The 15,138-nt window shown below is 60.8% G+C and carries 15 protein-coding genes and 1 pseudogene; 9 read left to right on the forward strand and 7 right to left on the reverse strand.

The genetic code is table 11. The features are described from left to right. Positions 1-468: pseudogene (locus EOS_RS01385) on the forward strand (transcriptional regulator); the annotation flags it as partial. A gap of 355 nt (positions 469-823) precedes the next feature. On the opposite strand, the gene EOS_RS01390 reads toward EOS_RS01385, so the two are convergent. Together EOS_RS01390 and EOS_RS01400 are read right to left on the reverse strand one after the other, a co-directional pair. Next, positions 824-1,657 carry a thymidylate synthase gene (locus tag EOS_RS01390; RefSeq protein WP_047844818.1) on the reverse strand — a complete coding sequence of 278 codons (834 nt, stop codon included), beginning with the start codon at positions 1,655-1,657 and terminating at the stop codon, positions 824-826. A 337-nt stretch (positions 1,658-1,994) separates the two neighbouring features. Beyond that, the gene (locus tag EOS_RS01400) at positions 1,995-3,371 is read right to left on the reverse strand and encodes a sigma-54 dependent transcriptional regulator (protein ID WP_047844820.1); all 1,377 of its coding nucleotides are present in this window, start codon (positions 3,369-3,371) and stop codon (positions 1,995-1,997) included. Positions 3,372-3,887: 516 nt separating this feature from the next. On the opposite strand from EOS_RS01400, the gene EOS_RS01405 reads away from it, so the two are divergent. Beyond that, the gene (locus EOS_RS01405) at positions 3,888-4,418 is read left to right on the forward strand and encodes a hypothetical protein (RefSeq protein WP_047844821.1); all 531 of its coding nucleotides are present in this window, start codon (positions 3,888-3,890) and stop codon (positions 4,416-4,418) included. Between the two features lie 187 nt (positions 4,419-4,605). On the opposite strand, the gene EOS_RS47415 is transcribed toward EOS_RS01405, so the two are convergent. Then, complete coding sequence (locus EOS_RS47415) at positions 4,606-4,872, reverse strand: hypothetical protein (RefSeq protein WP_167348947.1); 267 nt, start codon at positions 4,870-4,872, stop codon at positions 4,606-4,608. On the opposite strand from EOS_RS47415, the gene EOS_RS01415 reads away from it, so the two are divergent. Both EOS_RS01415 and EOS_RS01420 read left to right on the forward strand, forming a co-directional pair. Next, the gene (locus EOS_RS01415; RefSeq protein WP_235442667.1) at positions 4,856-6,289 is read left to right on the forward strand and encodes a sigma-54 dependent transcriptional regulator; all 1,434 of its coding nucleotides are present in this window, start codon (positions 4,856-4,858) and stop codon (positions 6,287-6,289) included. The two genes, EOS_RS47415 and EOS_RS01415, sit on opposite strands and share 17 nt — an antisense overlap. 69 nt (positions 6,290-6,358) lie before the next feature. Then, the gene (locus tag EOS_RS01420) at positions 6,359-6,859 is read left to right on the forward strand and encodes a dihydrofolate reductase (RefSeq protein ID WP_047844831.1); all 501 of its coding nucleotides are present in this window, start codon (positions 6,359-6,361) and stop codon (positions 6,857-6,859) included. Positions 6,860-6,944: 85 nt separating this feature from the next. Here EOS_RS01420 and pmbA read toward each other — a convergent pair whose 3' ends face one another. Further along, complete coding sequence (gene pmbA, locus EOS_RS01425; RefSeq protein ID WP_047844823.1) at positions 6,945-8,315, reverse strand: metalloprotease PmbA; 1,371 nt, start codon at positions 8,313-8,315, stop codon at positions 6,945-6,947. 238 nt (positions 8,316-8,553) lie between these two features. Here pmbA and yjgA point away from each other — a divergent pair, with 238 nt between their 5' ends. After that, a complete protein-coding gene (gene yjgA, locus EOS_RS01430; protein ID WP_047844824.1) occupies positions 8,554-9,204 on the forward strand; it encodes a ribosome biogenesis factor YjgA in 651 nt (216 codons plus the stop codon). Continuing rightward, positions 9,188-9,808, forward strand: a complete 621-nt coding sequence (gene mog, locus EOS_RS01435; protein WP_075645269.1) for a molybdopterin adenylyltransferase — start codon at positions 9,188-9,190, stop codon at positions 9,806-9,808. Before yjgA ends, mog begins: the two co-directional genes overlap by 17 nt. 12 nt (positions 9,809-9,820) lie before the next feature. On the opposite strand, the gene orn is transcribed toward mog, so the two are convergent. Beyond that, positions 9,821-10,441: an oligoribonuclease gene (gene orn, locus EOS_RS01440; RefSeq protein ID WP_047844825.1), complete on the reverse strand. Its 621-nt coding sequence runs from the start codon at positions 10,439-10,441 to the stop codon at positions 9,821-9,823. Positions 10,442-10,564: 123 nt separating this feature from the next. Between orn and EOS_RS01445 the strand changes: the two genes are divergently transcribed. Genes EOS_RS01445 through EOS_RS01455 form a run of 3 tightly spaced genes read left to right on the forward strand, consistent with a single transcriptional unit; the run spans position 10,565 to position 13,136 of the window. Next, entirely contained in the window at positions 10,565-11,833 is a 1,269-nt protein-coding gene (locus tag EOS_RS01445; protein WP_047844826.1) for a M48 family metallopeptidase, read from the forward strand. Continuing rightward, a complete protein-coding gene (gene rsgA / locus EOS_RS01450) occupies positions 11,830-12,756 on the forward strand; it encodes a ribosome small subunit-dependent GTPase A (protein ID WP_047844827.1) in 927 nt (308 codons plus the stop codon). Before EOS_RS01445 ends, rsgA begins: the two co-directional genes overlap by 4 nt. 53 nt (positions 12,757-12,809) lie before the next feature. After that, positions 12,810-13,136 carry a putative signal transducing protein gene (locus tag EOS_RS01455; RefSeq protein ID WP_047844828.1) on the forward strand — a complete coding sequence of 109 codons (327 nt, stop codon included), beginning with the start codon at positions 12,810-12,812 and terminating at the stop codon, positions 13,134-13,136. Between the two features lie 142 nt (positions 13,137-13,278). Here the strand turns inward: EOS_RS01455 and EOS_RS01460 are convergent, their stop codons facing one another. Together EOS_RS01460 and EOS_RS01465 are read right to left on the reverse strand one after the other, a co-directional pair. Beyond that, the gene (locus EOS_RS01460) at positions 13,279-14,217 is read right to left on the reverse strand and encodes a CobD/CbiB family protein (protein ID WP_047844829.1); all 939 of its coding nucleotides are present in this window, start codon (positions 14,215-14,217) and stop codon (positions 13,279-13,281) included. 114 nt (positions 14,218-14,331) lie between these two features. Continuing rightward, positions 14,332-15,033, reverse strand: coding sequence for a CoA pyrophosphatase (locus EOS_RS01465; RefSeq protein ID WP_407639093.1), 702 nt, complete (start codon positions 15,031-15,033; stop codon positions 14,332-14,334). Between the last annotated feature and the right edge of the window lie 105 nt (positions 15,034-15,138).

The following is a 15,138-nucleotide window of genomic DNA, read 5'->3' on the forward strand; positions in this document are numbered from 1 at the left end:
GCGCCGCTGCGCGAACCGGCGCAAGCGCATCGGCAGGCGCCGCGGCGCGCCTCGGCCGTGCCACTCGATATGCGTTACGCTCGGACCTGCTACGACCATCTGGCCGGCGAACTCGCTGTACAGCTGTTCGACCGGATGCTGACGTCAAAGTGGCTGGAAGTTGTGCCGGGCGCGCCGTCCGGATCGCAGCGGCCCAGCCCGACGGCGCTGGATGCAACGCCACAAGGAGTCGATGAATTCTCCCGGCTCGGCATCGATCTCACGGCGCAGAAAGCGCGGCGGCGACGTTTCGCGTGCACGTGCATCGACTGGAGCGAACGCCGCCCGCATCTTGGCGGCGCACTGGGCGCGGCGTTTCTCGACGCCTGCACGGAACATGGCTGGCTCGAGTCGACGTCCAAACGGCGCGTCCTGCGGGTCACACCGGCCGGTGTGCAGCACTTCGCTGCCGTTCTGGCCGATGCCTGACGGTTGCGACCGAGGCAACGGTTTGGGCTAGTACGTTTGGGTTGGTACATCTCGCACGCCATCGAGCACAGCGTGCCTTTCTGCCCCCTACGAAATATGACAATTCCCGGATCGGTTCGCCTGTAAAGTTTTTGACTCACTTGGGTCCGCAAGGCGCGGGGGAGTGGCCGGGTTGTCGAAACAATAACCGGGCATTCCGAATAATACGATTAGGAATACAAAGTTAATTGGAAGCGATGGCTTTGCTTTCGATGGAGTCACGACCACGAATTCATCGAACGAGCAAGCGCCTTGATGTTTTAAAGGATGCGTGTCCCGGCTCCGGACAATCGGAGCGGCGACACGCAAAGCCCGTTTAAACCGCGATGGGCGCCTTGATGCCCGGATGGTATTGATACCCTTCGATCACGAAGTCGTCGTACTGGTAATCGAAGATGGACTCGGGTTTTCTTGCCAGCTTGAGCACCGGCAAGGGATGAGGCTCGCGGCTCAATTGCAGGTCCACCTGTTCCAGATGGTTCAGATAGATGTGGCAGTCGCCACCGGTCCAGACAAGTTCACCGACATCCAGATCGCATTGTTGCGCGAGCATGTGCGTGAGCAGCGCGTAACTCGCGATATTGAACGGCGTACCCAGGAATACGTCCTGGCTGCGGCAATACAGCAGGCAACTCAGCTTGCCGTCGTTCACATAGAACTGTGCGAGGCAATGGCACGGCGCAAGCGCCATTCTGCCGGCGCGGGCGTTATCGACCGGCGACATGGATTCGTCCGGGAAATCCGCCAGGTTCAATGCGGTCAGCATCAGCCGCCGTGAATTCGGGCGCGTCTTGATCTGATGCACGAGCGCACTCACCTGATCGACCACCGTACCGTCGCTCTTTGGCCAGAAGCGCCATTGATGCCCGTACACCGGACCGAGGTTACCGTTTTCATCGGCCCATTCGTCCCAGATGGTCACGCCGTTCTCGTTCAGATACTTGATGTTCGTATCGCCGTTCAGGAACCACAGCAGTTCGTACACCACGCTCTTCATGTGAATGCGCTTGGTCGTCACGATCGGAAAACCCGCGGCCAGATCGAATCGCAATTGACGGCCGAACGTGCTGATCGTCCCCGTGCCGGTCCGGTCCATTTTGCGAGCGCCGCGTTCGAGAATGTCTTTGAGCAGTTCTTGATACTGGATCATGGAAAGGGTCGTTCGTAAAGAGGTGGCGTATCGCTATTTTGGCAGAAGATCGGCCGGCCATCAGGCCAGGCCCGCAACGGCGGCGACGCACGCGCCAGACACCGTATTTACAGCGAAAACCGCTGCCGCCGATAAAACCAAACCGCGATTTTACCAAGCGCCGGAGGGCGAGGTGCAGAAGACAGTTATGAGGGGAAACCGTGTGTGCGATCCGCGGCCGTTCTAGCGAACGCCGGGTAGGAAGGAATCAAGCGAAAAGCATGCGGCGCAGGCACGTAGATGCGCGACGCTTATGCACGCGTAAGCACGCTTATCCACGTGCTTACGCGCGGCTGGTTCAGCCGCGCGTCACATGCTCCGTCGGTGCATCGACTTCAATGTGCCGCATGCCGTGCGCGCTCAGCAGCCGGTACAGCGTGACCCGCGAAATGCCGAGTTCCTGCGCGGCGTCGCCCAGACGCCCACGATGGCGCAGCAAAGCGAGTTCGATAGCTTGCCGTTCCGCGGCCTCTCGCGCCTGCGCCAGCGACACCGGCGCCACTTCCACGTACTCGCCGAGTTCGAGGTCGCGCGCGCTGATCTGCCGTCCTTCCGACATCACGATGGCGCGACGCACGCGGTTGATCAGCTCGCGCACATTGCCCGGCCAGCCATAGTTGTGGATCGCGGCGATCGCATCGGGCGCAAAACCGCGCAGACGCCGACTCGCGTCCTTTTTGAAGCGGTCGAGCATGTGCTTCGCGAGTAACTCAATGTCCTTGCCACGCGCACGCAGCGGCGGTTCGTCGATTTGCAGCACGCACAAACGGTGATACAGGTCGGCACGAAACCGCCCTTCGATCATGGCCGTCTGCATGTCCACGTGCGTGGCAGAAATGATGCGCACGTCCACCGGCGTGGAGCCATGCCCGCCGAGCCGCTCGACCTTGCGTTCCTGCAGGAAACGCAACAGGCTTGCCTGGCTTTCGAGCGGCAAGTCGCCGATTTCATCGAGGAACAGCGTGCCGCCGTTAGCCGCTTCCACGCGGCCGATCTTGCGTTGATTCGCACCGGTAAACGCACCGCGTTCGTACCCGAACAGTTCCGATTGCAACAGGTGAGCGGGAATCGCACCGCAATTGATGGCGACGAACGGCTGGTCGCGCCGTGCCGAGCGTTCGTGAATGGCGACTGCGGTAAGTTCCTTGCCGGTACCCGACTCGCCCGAGATGAACACGGGCGCGTCGGTCATGGCGACCTTGCGAATAGAGCGGAACAACGCAAGCATGGCGTCGCACGAACCGACCATCTCGCCTTCGGCGCGGCCGTCGCGCGCATCGTTCGATGCGTTCTCGTGAAGCGCCACCATTCCATAGGCATGGCCGACGGCGTCGACAACGCGATCATTCGATGTAGGCAAGGTGACGTAGTCGAAGCAGTAGTCGCGAATCAGCCGACGCACAGCTGCATCTTCAAGTTGGCCCGTCACGGTTGCAGCCACCCAGCCGACATTGGTCAGCGTGAGCGATGCTTCGAGCGCTGCGAGTTCATGTGCTTCAAAACTGCTCGACAGATCCAGCAAGCCGCCGGTTGCCAGGTCATTGCGAAGCCAGCGACGTGCGTCCTTCGCGTTCGATACCACCTCTATGTGCCAGCCCCTCTCCTCAAACCGAGCACACAAAGGCGCGCTCGGGTCACGAGTCACGTAGATTAGTTGCCGCCGAGCGACTTCCATTGTTCTGATCCTTTCGTCAACGGTCGTTGAAAAGGTCGCGCCGGTAATTGCCCTCAACCACGCTGCAGACGTCGAAGACTCGCATCCCCAAGCGAACGGTCATTCGGAAAACTGCAAACGGTGAAACCCCGGAAGCGACGAGTGCTGTCGCGCGGTTCTATGCGAACCTGTTTTGTTTCTGATGCTGTTTTTGAGAGACTACTATAAAGCGAATACTTCGAAAACAAATATCCGCAACAATGTCTTCCGCCCCACGTCCTGAAGCGCTGCCACTGTACGTTTCAACGGCGTCACGGCTTTTTAATAAGCGGTTTGCAAATAGTTTAAATAAGACAATAGCATTTACGCAATTTCTGATAAAAATAGCCGTTAACCCTCTCTCGTTTCAGCAATGAAACATTTTCGTCTTTTTCCTGATTCGGCTATTCAGCCAGCTTGCCGCTCGCCCAATAACATCAACGCTATCCGCGTGATGGCATATGTTTCGCTCAATGAGAACGAATCAGGGAGACCGCCATGGAAAGCACCGGCTGCGTCATCGAATGGGAAAATAATGCGACAAGACATAAGTTTGCTGTCATTAGTACCATGTGCTTTGTACTGAGCAGCTCAGCCGCTAACGTTTGCGCACAGAATATCGCGGACGAGGATCGTATGATCCAGCCCACCGTCCAGCCACTAGTGTCCGAATATGAAACATACGCGACCCGGCCAAAACCGCCAGCCATCTCTATGGAAAAAACTATTGGGAGCTCCGATGCTGGCGAAGCCGCATCGAACGGGTGCATTATTGTTAATCCTGTAATGGAACAGGGTGAGCCTGCGTCGATCCAGCCCATTGCGTCGGCGCCACTGGCGATGCACGCCGACACCACCCTTGAAAAGGTCACGGCGACCAAGGAAGCGTCACCGCCCACCACGCACACGAACAGCGTCACGCTTTGGGACGAGATCGCGCCGCCGGTACCTGCGCCCGTCCCTAACGACGCAGCCACGCGCGCCACACCAGGCGATGTTGCGAACGTGGGCACGCAGAGAACGCAGTAGCTGGAAATTTGCAAAATAGTGCAAGGCAGGTCGCCTGAGGAACGACGCTCGGACATTCGATGCAGTCACGCAACACGCACGTAAGAGGATTTGAACAACACGCCGGACGGTAGGACACTAATCGTATTGCGCAGGCCGGTCACCGCCAGCAAGCCGCGCAATACCGCGAGGAATGAACCCGCGGGCTTTACGCGTTTTCCCGTGCGCACGCTGCCAACGTGCGCCACTGCGTAAAACCTCGGGTCCACTTCGGACAAATCTTGTCCCGCTCGACGGCCACATGATCGACAGCGCATCGCGCCGCCGTGCCCGCCACGACATCGTTTCGCGCCCGTTGCAAAAGGAGGTCGCTCGTGCACGAATCTGCCCCCGTCTCCGCAACCGTGTCCGGCAAAAACACGCTTGCTTCAATGCCCGCAATACTCCCGATGCCCTCGATGGCCGACTTAAGCATCGGCGCTTCCGGTCTTTCGGGCGTTCCCGATCTTCCGCTTGCTCCGGCACCCCACGCGGCGCCTACCGTCCGTCACCTGCTGTATATCGCTCAGGCGCCGAACCAGACACTGGTCTCGTATCTGAAGGACCGCGGCTGGAAGGTATCGGCGGGCACGCTCGCCACGCAAGCCAGCGTGCTGAAAACCGATACACCCATGGCCGGAATTATCGATATGGTGGGATTCTCAGCGCGCGAACTGGCCGCGCTGGAACCCGCGCTGCGCCATCAGCAAGCCGGCTGGATCGCCCTCACCGACGACACGCGCCTCGCCGACCCCGTCGTCTGCCACATGATCCGGCATTACTGCTTCGACTTCGTGAAAGGCCCGGTCGCGCATGCGACCATCGGTTACCTCGTCGATCACGCATACGGCATGGTGAGCCTCGGCGACATCGACCTGGCCGACACGCCGACCGTATTCGGCGACGAGCAGATGGTCGGCACCTGCGAAGCCATGCAGCAACTCTTTCGTACCATCCGCAAAGTCGCGAACACCGACGCGAACGTGTTCATCACCGGCGAATCCGGCACGGGCAAGGAGTTGACTGCCGTGGCCATCCACGAACGCTCGCCGCGTCGCAAGGGGCCGTTCGTCGCGATCAATTGCGGCGCGATCGGCAATGACCTGATTCAGTCGGAACTGTTCGGCTACGAGCGCGGTGCGTTCACCGGCGCGCACCAACGCAAGATCGGCCGGGTGGAAGAGGCCGATGGCGGCACCCTGTTCCTCGATGAAATCGGTGATCTGCCGCTCGACAGCCAGGTGCATCTGCTGCGTTTCCTGCAGGAGCGCAAGATCGACCGGCTGGGCGGACATGACCCGGTCGCCGTCGACGTGCGCATCATTTCCGCGACCCACATCGATCTCGATGCAGCCATGGCCAGCGGTCGTTTTCGCACCGATTTGTTTCATCGGCTATGCGTGCTGCGCGTGGACGAACCGCCGCTGCGGGCGCGCGGCAAGGACATCGAGATTCTCGCGCTGCACGTGCTGCACAAGTTCAAGAGCGACGGCAGGCGCAAGATCCGCGGCTTCGCGCCGTCGGCGATAGAAGCGATGTACAGCTACGCCTGGACCGGCAACGTGCGCGAGATGATCAACCGCGTGCGGCGCGCGATCGTGATGGCGGAGAACAAGCTAATCACCGCCGATGACCTGGGGCTCGGCCATTGCACCGGCATCGAATCGACCACATTGGCCGCCGCCCGCGACGCCGCCGAGAAGCGCGCAATCGAGCTGACCTTGCTGCGGCATCGGCACAGGCTTAGCGAAGCGGCTGCGGAGCTGGGAATTTCGCGAGTCACGCTGTATCGGCTGATGGTCGCGCACGGGTTACGGGGCGCGACGGTAGCGAGCGGCGCAGACGTGGCGTAAGAAGGCGGGTGGCGTCGGGTAGAATCTGCGGCTTGATTTATCTCAATGCCGGATCCGGATATCCACACCATGACGACGCTGACCCTGATCGTCGCCCGCGCGCGCAACGGCGTGATCGGGCGCAACAACCAATTGCCCTGGCGCCTGCCCGAAGACCTCGCGTTCTTCAAACGCACGACGATGGGCGCGCCTATCGTGATGGGACGCAAGACGCATGAGTCCATCGGACGGGTGTTGCCGGGACGGCGCAACATCGTGGTCACGCGCGATACTGAGCGCCGCTTCGACGGCTGCGATACGGTGACCGGACTTGCCGATGCACTAGCGCTCGCCGAGCGCGATGGCGCGAGCGAAGTATTCCTGATCGGCGGCGCCGAGTTGTTCCGCGAAGGATGGCCAATGGCGCAGAAACTGATCTTGACCGAGATCGATGCCGATTTCGAAGGTGATATCTCGATCGATGCACCCGATGCAGCCGTCTGGAAGGAGCTCTCGCGGGAAACGCATCGCGCGGGGGCGCCGAATGATTTCGACTACTCGTTCGTGGTCTATGAGCGGCGTGCAGCGTAGTCGAGCACGCGTCGCGCTGCGCCATGAAGAAAGCCCGGGACGGCGCTAACCGACCCGGGCTTTCTTTTCTCTTCAGCAGATTCTTTTACTGGCCTGCGATCGTCATCTTCTCGATCAGCACAGAACCAATTTCCTTGTTGCCGCGCACGACCGTATCTGCGCCAATGGCCTCGATATGCCGGAACATCTCCTGCAACGTGCTGGCGACGGTGATCTCTTCAACCGGGTACTGGATCTTGCCGTTCTCCACCCAGAATCCCGATGCACCCCGCGAATAGTCGCCGGTGACGTAGTTCACGCCCTGCCCCATCAGTTCCGTCAGCAGCAAACCCGTGCCCAGCTTCTTGAGCATTTCCTCGAAGTCATCGCCCGGCAACGTCCGCGAACTGCGCAGCGACAGGTTGTGCGAGCCGCCTGCGTTGCCCGTCGTTTTCATGCCGAGCTTGCGAGCCGAATACGTCGACAGGAAATAGCCTTGCACCACACCGTCTTCCACCACCTTGCGGCGTTGCGTACGCACGCCTTCCTCGTCGAACGGCGCGCTGCCCATGCCACCCTTCACATGCGGGTCCTCCAGCACCTGGATGTGCGGTGCGAACACTGGCTTGCCGAGGCTATCGACGAGGAACGTCGTCTTTCTATAGAGTGCGCCGCCGCTCACCGCCTGCACGAACGCACCCAGGATGCCGGCCGCCAGCGGCGCTTCGAACATCACGCGGCATTTGCGGGTATCGAGCCCGCGTGCACCCATGCGCGCCAGCGCGCGATGCGCTGCGTACCGGCCAATCGCTTCCGGTTCGGCGAGATCGGCGGCGTTGCGCTTCGATGTGTACCAGTCGTCACGCTGCATGTCGCGGCCGGAACCCGCGATGGGCGCGCACGCTACGTAATGGCGCGAGAACGGATAACCGCCCATGAACCCGCGCGACGTGGCCAGCACGAACTGCGAGTGCTGCGCCGACACGCTCGCGCCTTCCGAGTTCTGAATGCGTTTATCGACGGCGAATGCGGCGTCTTCCGCGCGGCGGGCGAGATCGGCCGCTTCTTCGGCGTCGATGTCCCACGGGTGATAGAGATCGAGATCTTGCGGTGCCATTTCCAGCAGTTCCGCTTCGGCCAGGCCGGCAGCGCTGTCTTCGGCTGTGAAACGCGCGATGTTGTAGGCGGCGGCGACCGTATCTTTCAGCGCCGCGCGCGTGAAGTCCGAGGTGCTTGCATTACCGCGCTTATTGCCGATAAACACCGTCACGCCCACCATTTTGTCGCGATTGTGCTCGATGGTCTCGACTTCGCCGCGCCGCACGCTTACCGAAAGACCGTCGCCTTCGGAGATCTCGGTGGCTGCGTCGGTCGCGCCGAGCTCCTTCGCGTGCCGCAGGATATCGGACGCGATTTCCTTCAGCTCGTCCTGGGTGTGCGGAAAAAAGCGTTGCCTCACGTCCATATCTGCTGCCATTTTATGTCTGCCTGTGGGTGCTCGACGTGTCGAGCGTGTTCACGTTGTCGGTCGCGCTGCCGGAGCGGGTTAGCGCCCGCCGTGCGCAGGCATGCGGCTTTATGACCGTTTCGTACATCGCACGATCATAGCAAGTCCAGAGAGGTTTGGTTTCACGGGGATGTTCGTTCGCACTCGGGGTTGGGGTTGGGGTTGGGTCCGCAAGTGCGAACGAAAACCCATCCGCTACAATACCGGGATGAACCGTAAAACCCGCACGCAACCAATAAACCCGGCCGAGGCCTCCGAACAGGACGGCAGCGAGCACGGCTACGACCGCCCCAGCAAATCCCAGCTCAAACGCGACATGCTCGCGCTGCAAGTGCTGGGCGTCGCGCTGATCGAACTGCCGAAAGACGCGCTCAAGCGCATGCCGATGCCCGAAAAGCTCGACGACGCCGTACGCGACGCCCGCCGGATCACCGACCATGAAGGCAAGCGCCGCCAATTGCAGTACGTCGGCCGCGTCATGCGCTCACTGACCGACGAGGAAACGGCGGCGCTGCGTACCGCGCTGGATTCGTATCGCGGCGTGAACCGGGCTGAAACAGCCAAGCTGCACTGGATCGAACGCACGCGCGAAAAGCTGCTCGCCGACGACGCCGCCCTCACCGACTTCATCCGCCAGCACCCTGGCGTCGACCCTCAGGAAGGCCGCACGCTGATCCGCAACGCCCGCAAGGAACGCGAGCAGGCCAAACCGCCGCGCTATTTCCGCGAGTTGTTCCAGTGGATCAAGACCGCGGCGGGCGTGGAAGACGAGGAAGACGAGAGCCTGAACGAAGGCGAAGCAGAAGACGATGGCGTCGAATTCCCTGAACGAGACGACGACGATGGCTACAAAGCGTAATCATCCAGACGAATTGCTGATCGGGCTGGTATCGATCAGTGACCGGGCCTCACAGGGCGTGTACGAGGACAAAGGCATTCCGTCGCTGCAGGAATGGCTCACGAGCGCGCTAAGTTCGCCGTGGCGCGCGGAAACCCGGCTGATCCAGGACGACGCCGCGACCATCTCGGCCACGCTGATCGAACTCGTCGATGAAACCGGCTGTGACCTGATCTTGACCACGGGCGGCACGGGCCCGTCGCGCCGCGACGTGACGCCTGAAGCCACGCTTGCCGTCGCCACGAAGCCGATGCCCGGTTTCGGCGAACAGATGCGCCAGATCAGCCTGAACTTCGTGCCGACGGCAATTTTGTCACGGCAAGTGGCGGTGATTCGCGAGACAGCGGATCACGCGGCGCTGATCGTGAATTTGCCCGGCCAGCCGAAATCGATCCGCGAAACGCTCGAAGGTGTGCGCGATGCCGACGGCAAGCCCAAAGTGCCGGGCATTTTTGCCGCCGTACCTTATTGCATCGATTTGATCGGTGGGCCGTACATCGAAACGCGGCCTGAAGTGGTAACCGCGTTCAGGCCCAAAACCGCGATCCGGCCGCCGAAAGCCTGAGCCTCCACGCGCTTAAACCGGCGTGGTAGTTCCGGTTGCCGACGGAATCAGGAAATGCTCGCGGTAATACTTGAGTTCGTCGATGGATTCGTGGATATCGGCGAGCGCCGTATGCATTGCGCGCTTCTGAAAACCCTTGTAGATGGCCGGCTGCCAACGGCGGCACAATTCCTTCAGCGTGCTCACGTCGAGATTGCGATAGTGGAAAAACGTTTCCAGTTCCGGCATCCACCGGGCCATGAAACGCCGGTCCTGACAGATGGAATTGCCGCACATGGGCGACTTGCCCGGCGGGACGTACTGACCGAGGAATTCGCGGATTTGCCGCGTGGCTTCGGCCTCGTCCACCGTCGACACCCGTACGCGTTCGGTCAGCCCCGAGCGGCCGTGCGTGTTGCGGTTCCACTCATCCATTTTGCCGAGCGCCGTTTCGTCCTGGTGAATGGCGAGTACCGGGCCTTCCACAAGCTTATCGAGCGTCGAATTCGTGACCACCACCGCAATTTCGATAATGCGGTCGGTATCGGGTTCGAGACCCGTCATTTCCATGTCGAGCCACACGAGATTCATGTCGCTGCGAACGAGGTCCGGCGAGCTGGCGGAAGAAGCGGGATCGAGCACGGAATCGGCCATATTAGGGCAACCTGAGAGGGGTTTGACGCCTTGCCAGGCGCGGTTTTGGATAACAAACACAGACCGCGCGCGGCGACGGCCAAGAACCTATAATTCTCGCATAATTCAATCGGATTCCCGCTGATGTCCAATATCAATCTCGCCTTCTCGGTCGTGTTCGTCGTCGCACTAGTCGGCATGGTCGGCACCAAGCTGTGGCTGGCAACGCGCCAGATCCGGCACGTCGCCGCGCATCGCAAGGATGTGCCGGTGCAGTTCCTGCAGACCATTCCGCTCGCCGCTCACCAGCGCGCCGCCGATTACACCGTCGAGCGCACGCGCCTGACCATGGTCGAGGTCGTCGTCAGCGCAGCGCTGCTGATCGCGCTGACGTTGCTGGGCGGCATCCAGCAGATCGATCTTGCTGTGACCGACTGGCTAGGCCGAGGTTACGTGGGACAGATGGCGCTGGTGGCCATCGTGGTGGCGATCACCGGCGTGGTCGATCTGCCCTTCGACTACATCCGGCACTTTGTGATCGAAGAGAAGTTCGGCTTCAACCGGATGACGAAAAAGCTCTTTTTCCTCGATCTGGTGAAAGGCATCGTGCTGGGCGCGGCGATCGGCTTGCCGGTACTGTTCGTGACGCTGTGGCTGATGAACCAGGCCGGCGCTTTGTGGTGGCTGTGGGCGTGGGTGCTGTTGGTCGCCTTCCAGATGCTGGTGCTGATCCTGTACCCCACTTTTATCGCCCCGCTGTTCAACAAGTTCGAACCGCTGAAGGACGAAGCCTTGCGGGCGCGCATCGAGAACCTGATGTCGCGAACCGGCTTCGCTGCGAAGGGTTTGTTCGTCATGGACGGCAGCCGCCGTTCGGCGCACGGCAACGCCTATTTCACCGGTTTCGGCGCGGCGAAGCGGATCGTTTTCTTCGATACCCTCCTCGCCCGGCTCTCCGGCAACGAGATTGAAGCGGTGCTCGCGCATGAGCTCGGCCATTTCAAGCGGCGTCATGTGATCAAGCGCTTGATCGTTACGTTCGTGCTCAGCCTCGCGATGCTTGCACTGCTTGGCTGGCTCGCGCAATGCGTATGGTTCTACGAAGGGCTCGGCGTGCGGCCGTCGCTGCTGGGAAACAACAATGGCCTCGCGCTCGTGTTGTTCATGCTGGTGTTACCCGTTTTCATGTTCTTCGTGACGCCGCTGGGCAGCCTCAGTTCGCGCAAGCATGAATTCGAAGCCGATGCCTTCGCCGCGAGCCAGACCGATCCGCGCGACCTCGTCAACGCGCTGGTGAAGCTGTATGAGGACAACGCGTCAACGCTCACGCCCGATCCGCTTTACACCGCGTTCTACGCGTCGCATCCGCCCGCATCGCAGCGCATCGAGCGCTTGATGCAATACGCCGCATGAGGGCGCGCGACGCGAAGAAAGCTGCGAACGCGCGCATCGAAGGAAAGGTCATTGCCGCGCACGGACGGCATTACCTGGTCGCGCCCGGCGATGGCAGCACCATGCTCCAATGCTTCCCACGCGGCAAGCGCAGCGAGATTGCTGTTGGCGACCAGGTGCATTACGAGCAGTCATCGGCGGATCAGGGGGTGATTGTCGAGATTGGCGAGCGGCGCAACCTGCTGTACCGATCCGACCAGTTCAAATCGAAGCTCTTCGCGGCCAATCTCGATCAATTGATGATCGTGCTGGGCACGGAGCCGCACTTCAGCGAGGACTTGCTCGGGCGCGCGTTGATCGCTGCGGAGGCGCATGGCCTCGAGCCGTTGATCGTGTTGAACAAGATCGATATGGAAGGACCGCTGGCGGTCGCGCGCAAGCGGTTGGCGCTCTATCGGGAGCTTGGGTACACGGTGGTTGAGTTATCGGCGAAAGCGGCGCCTGAGCACGTCCATGAAGAACTCGATGCACGTCTGGCCAACCGCGCCACCTTGCTGCTCGGGCAATCGGGGATGGGGAAATCGACGCTGGTCAACATTCTCGTGCCCAATGCCGAAGTGGCGACGCGAGAGATATCGAAGGCGTTGAACAGCGGCCGGCACACGACCACGTTCACGCGCTTGTATCCGTTACCGGGCGGGGGATCGCTGATCGATTCGCCGGGCTTCCAGGAGTTTGGGTTGCATCATTTATCGGAGGGGCAACTGGAGCGTTCGTTCGCGGACTTCCGGCCGTTCCTCGGTAAGTGCCGCTTCTATAACTGCCGGCATCTGCATGAACCGGGTTGTGCGATTCTTGAAGCAATGGCGGAAGGAAAGATCAGACCGGCACGACATCAGTTGTATGCGCAACTGGTGCATGAAGCCAGCCAGATTGTTCGATGATTTCCATGCTTCGATAAGCATGGGCAACGTCATCTAGAAAAGATTGCGACGGGATGAAGAAACTGACGCGGGCTCCGAATCTGATTACGGCGCATCACTGGGTGAATGTGCTGGTGACAGCGGGAATAGGGTGCGAGTTGCACAACCGCTATTTGAGCGGTGCGATGGGCGAGATTCCAGCGGACCAGTGCGCGCCTGAGATCTGGATATTGGATGACCGCGACGAGGTATTGGCGACGGGAATATTGGACCGGGCAAGAACCGGCCCGACGACAAATGCACGAGCATGGCGATGCCAGCAATGCGGTGAGTCGCTGGAAGCGCAATTCATGGTTTGCTGGCAATGCGGAACGGCGAGGGATCCGTTGAACGACGAGTAGGCACGCACGACGGAGCGCGGGATTGACCAGTCCGTATTGACTCTCAGACCGCTATGAGATCGAGTTCGGGGAAGCCGCCGACGAGTTCGGGGAAGCCGCCGCGCCTAGCGCGGCGAAGGAGCAAAGTCCTAGGAGCAAAGTCCTAGCCGAGCCAAACCGCGATGCTCAGCATGAGCAACAAGAGCATCCAGAGAATCACAGCACGCCAGACGAGCCCGACGGCGGACTGCAGCGTCCTGGGCGTGCAGTCATCGCCGACTGGCAACGGACTCGCATCCCCCACGGCCAGCGCCTCGACGCTAAGCGGCTCCGCTAACGGTCCCGCCAATCGGGCACCCAGCGCCCCGCTGCCAGCAGCGAGCAAGACCCCTTCGTTGGCATCGGGCCATTGCCGGGCGTGATTGCGCCACGCATAAATAGCGTCCTCAAAATTCCCAACGATCGCGAAGCCCAACGCAGTCAAGCGCGCCGGCACCCAATCGATGAAAAAGAACGCCCGCTGAGCGAACGTGGAAAACGCCGGTGTGCGTTCATCGGTAGGCTGGACCCACGACCTCGCCAGATACTCCGCGATCCGATAAAACACTGCCCCTGCCGGTCCGATCGGAATCAGGAACCAGAAAAACACGCCAAATACGTGCCGATGCGAGGCCACAACCGCATGAACCAACGTATGCCGAACGATCTCGCTGACGGGCATATCGAGCGTGTCGATGCCGGTCCACTCGGTGAGGATCTCGCGAGCCCGCGGGACATCGTCGTTGTTCAGGGCGAGATGGATATCGGTGAAATAGTGGCTGAACTGCCTGAAGCCCAACGTGAAATACACGATCACGACGTTCCACAAGAACGCCAGCGCGAAGTTGATGCGATAGAGCACGTAATAGATAAGCCCGACGGCTAACGTCCATGGCACCACGACCACTAGCCACGCGAGCACGCCATGGCGCTGCTTGCCGGCATCGAAGCCATGAGCTGCGGATTCCGCATGGTATTGAAGCAACGCCGAAATGGGGTTCTGCGGCGAGAGCGCGCGCAACTGCTCGATGATGAGAGCCAGCAATACGGAGAAAAAAGTCATGCGATGCGCCGAGACATTCGAGTTTTACGAATTTCTTGTAAAGATAGCACAGCACCGTGCGCGCCAGAGGGACACATCGCCCGCACTGCTAGCCGGGCCTCGGCACGTTAAGCGTCAAGCCGCGAGGAAGCGATAGAAATTGCGTAACATACCCGCCGTTGCGCCCCAGATGAAATACGGAGCCACATTCTCGGCAGGTGAAAAAGGCATCGCAAAAAAACGACGCTCGCCACCTTCCCAGCGAAACACGCGGACCTGGTGATTGGCCGGGTTCATGAGAAACGCGAGCGGGACTTCGAAGATATCGGCGACTTCGAGGGTATCGGCGTGGAGTTCGAACGGGGGATGCACCAGCGCGACGACCGGCGTCACGCGAAAACCGGTGCCCGTCAGGTACTCGGGCAACTCGCCCAGCACTTCCACGTGCTTCGCCGCGAGGCCCACTTCCTCTTGCGCTTCGCGAAGCGCGGTCGCTGCGGCGTCGAGGTCTTCCGGCTCGCGGCGTCCGCCCGGAAAGCTGATTTGCCCCGCATGATCCGAAAGATGGTCCGCGCGTTGCGTGAGCAGCACGGTCAGGCCGGTCTCGCGCAACACGAGCGCGATCAGCACCGATGCCACGCGTGGATCGCCGCCCAGCGCCTTGATCCTGTCGTCACGCGCGTCCGGCGTCCAGTCGAGCGTCTGCTTGAACCTTGCGCGCAGTCCGGCCGGCCTCAGGAGTTCGTCGCGAAGTCGCGGCAGATCTGCACCAGTCGATTCGATTGGCAGGATCTGAGGCTCGAGGATACGGGGAGTCGACAGCTTGGTCGGAGACACGAGGGGCTTTAGCTTGAGCTCTTGGATGGTTCTTGAAAAAACGGACGCACATAAGACGCCAGACATGATTTGACCACACCAAAGAAAAAAGCACCCGTGAGGGTT

Origin of the sequence: Caballeronia mineralivorans PML1(12) (assembly GCF_001028175.1) — a bacterium.
Classification (GTDB): Bacteria; Pseudomonadota; Gammaproteobacteria; order Burkholderiales; family Burkholderiaceae; genus Caballeronia; species Caballeronia mineralivorans.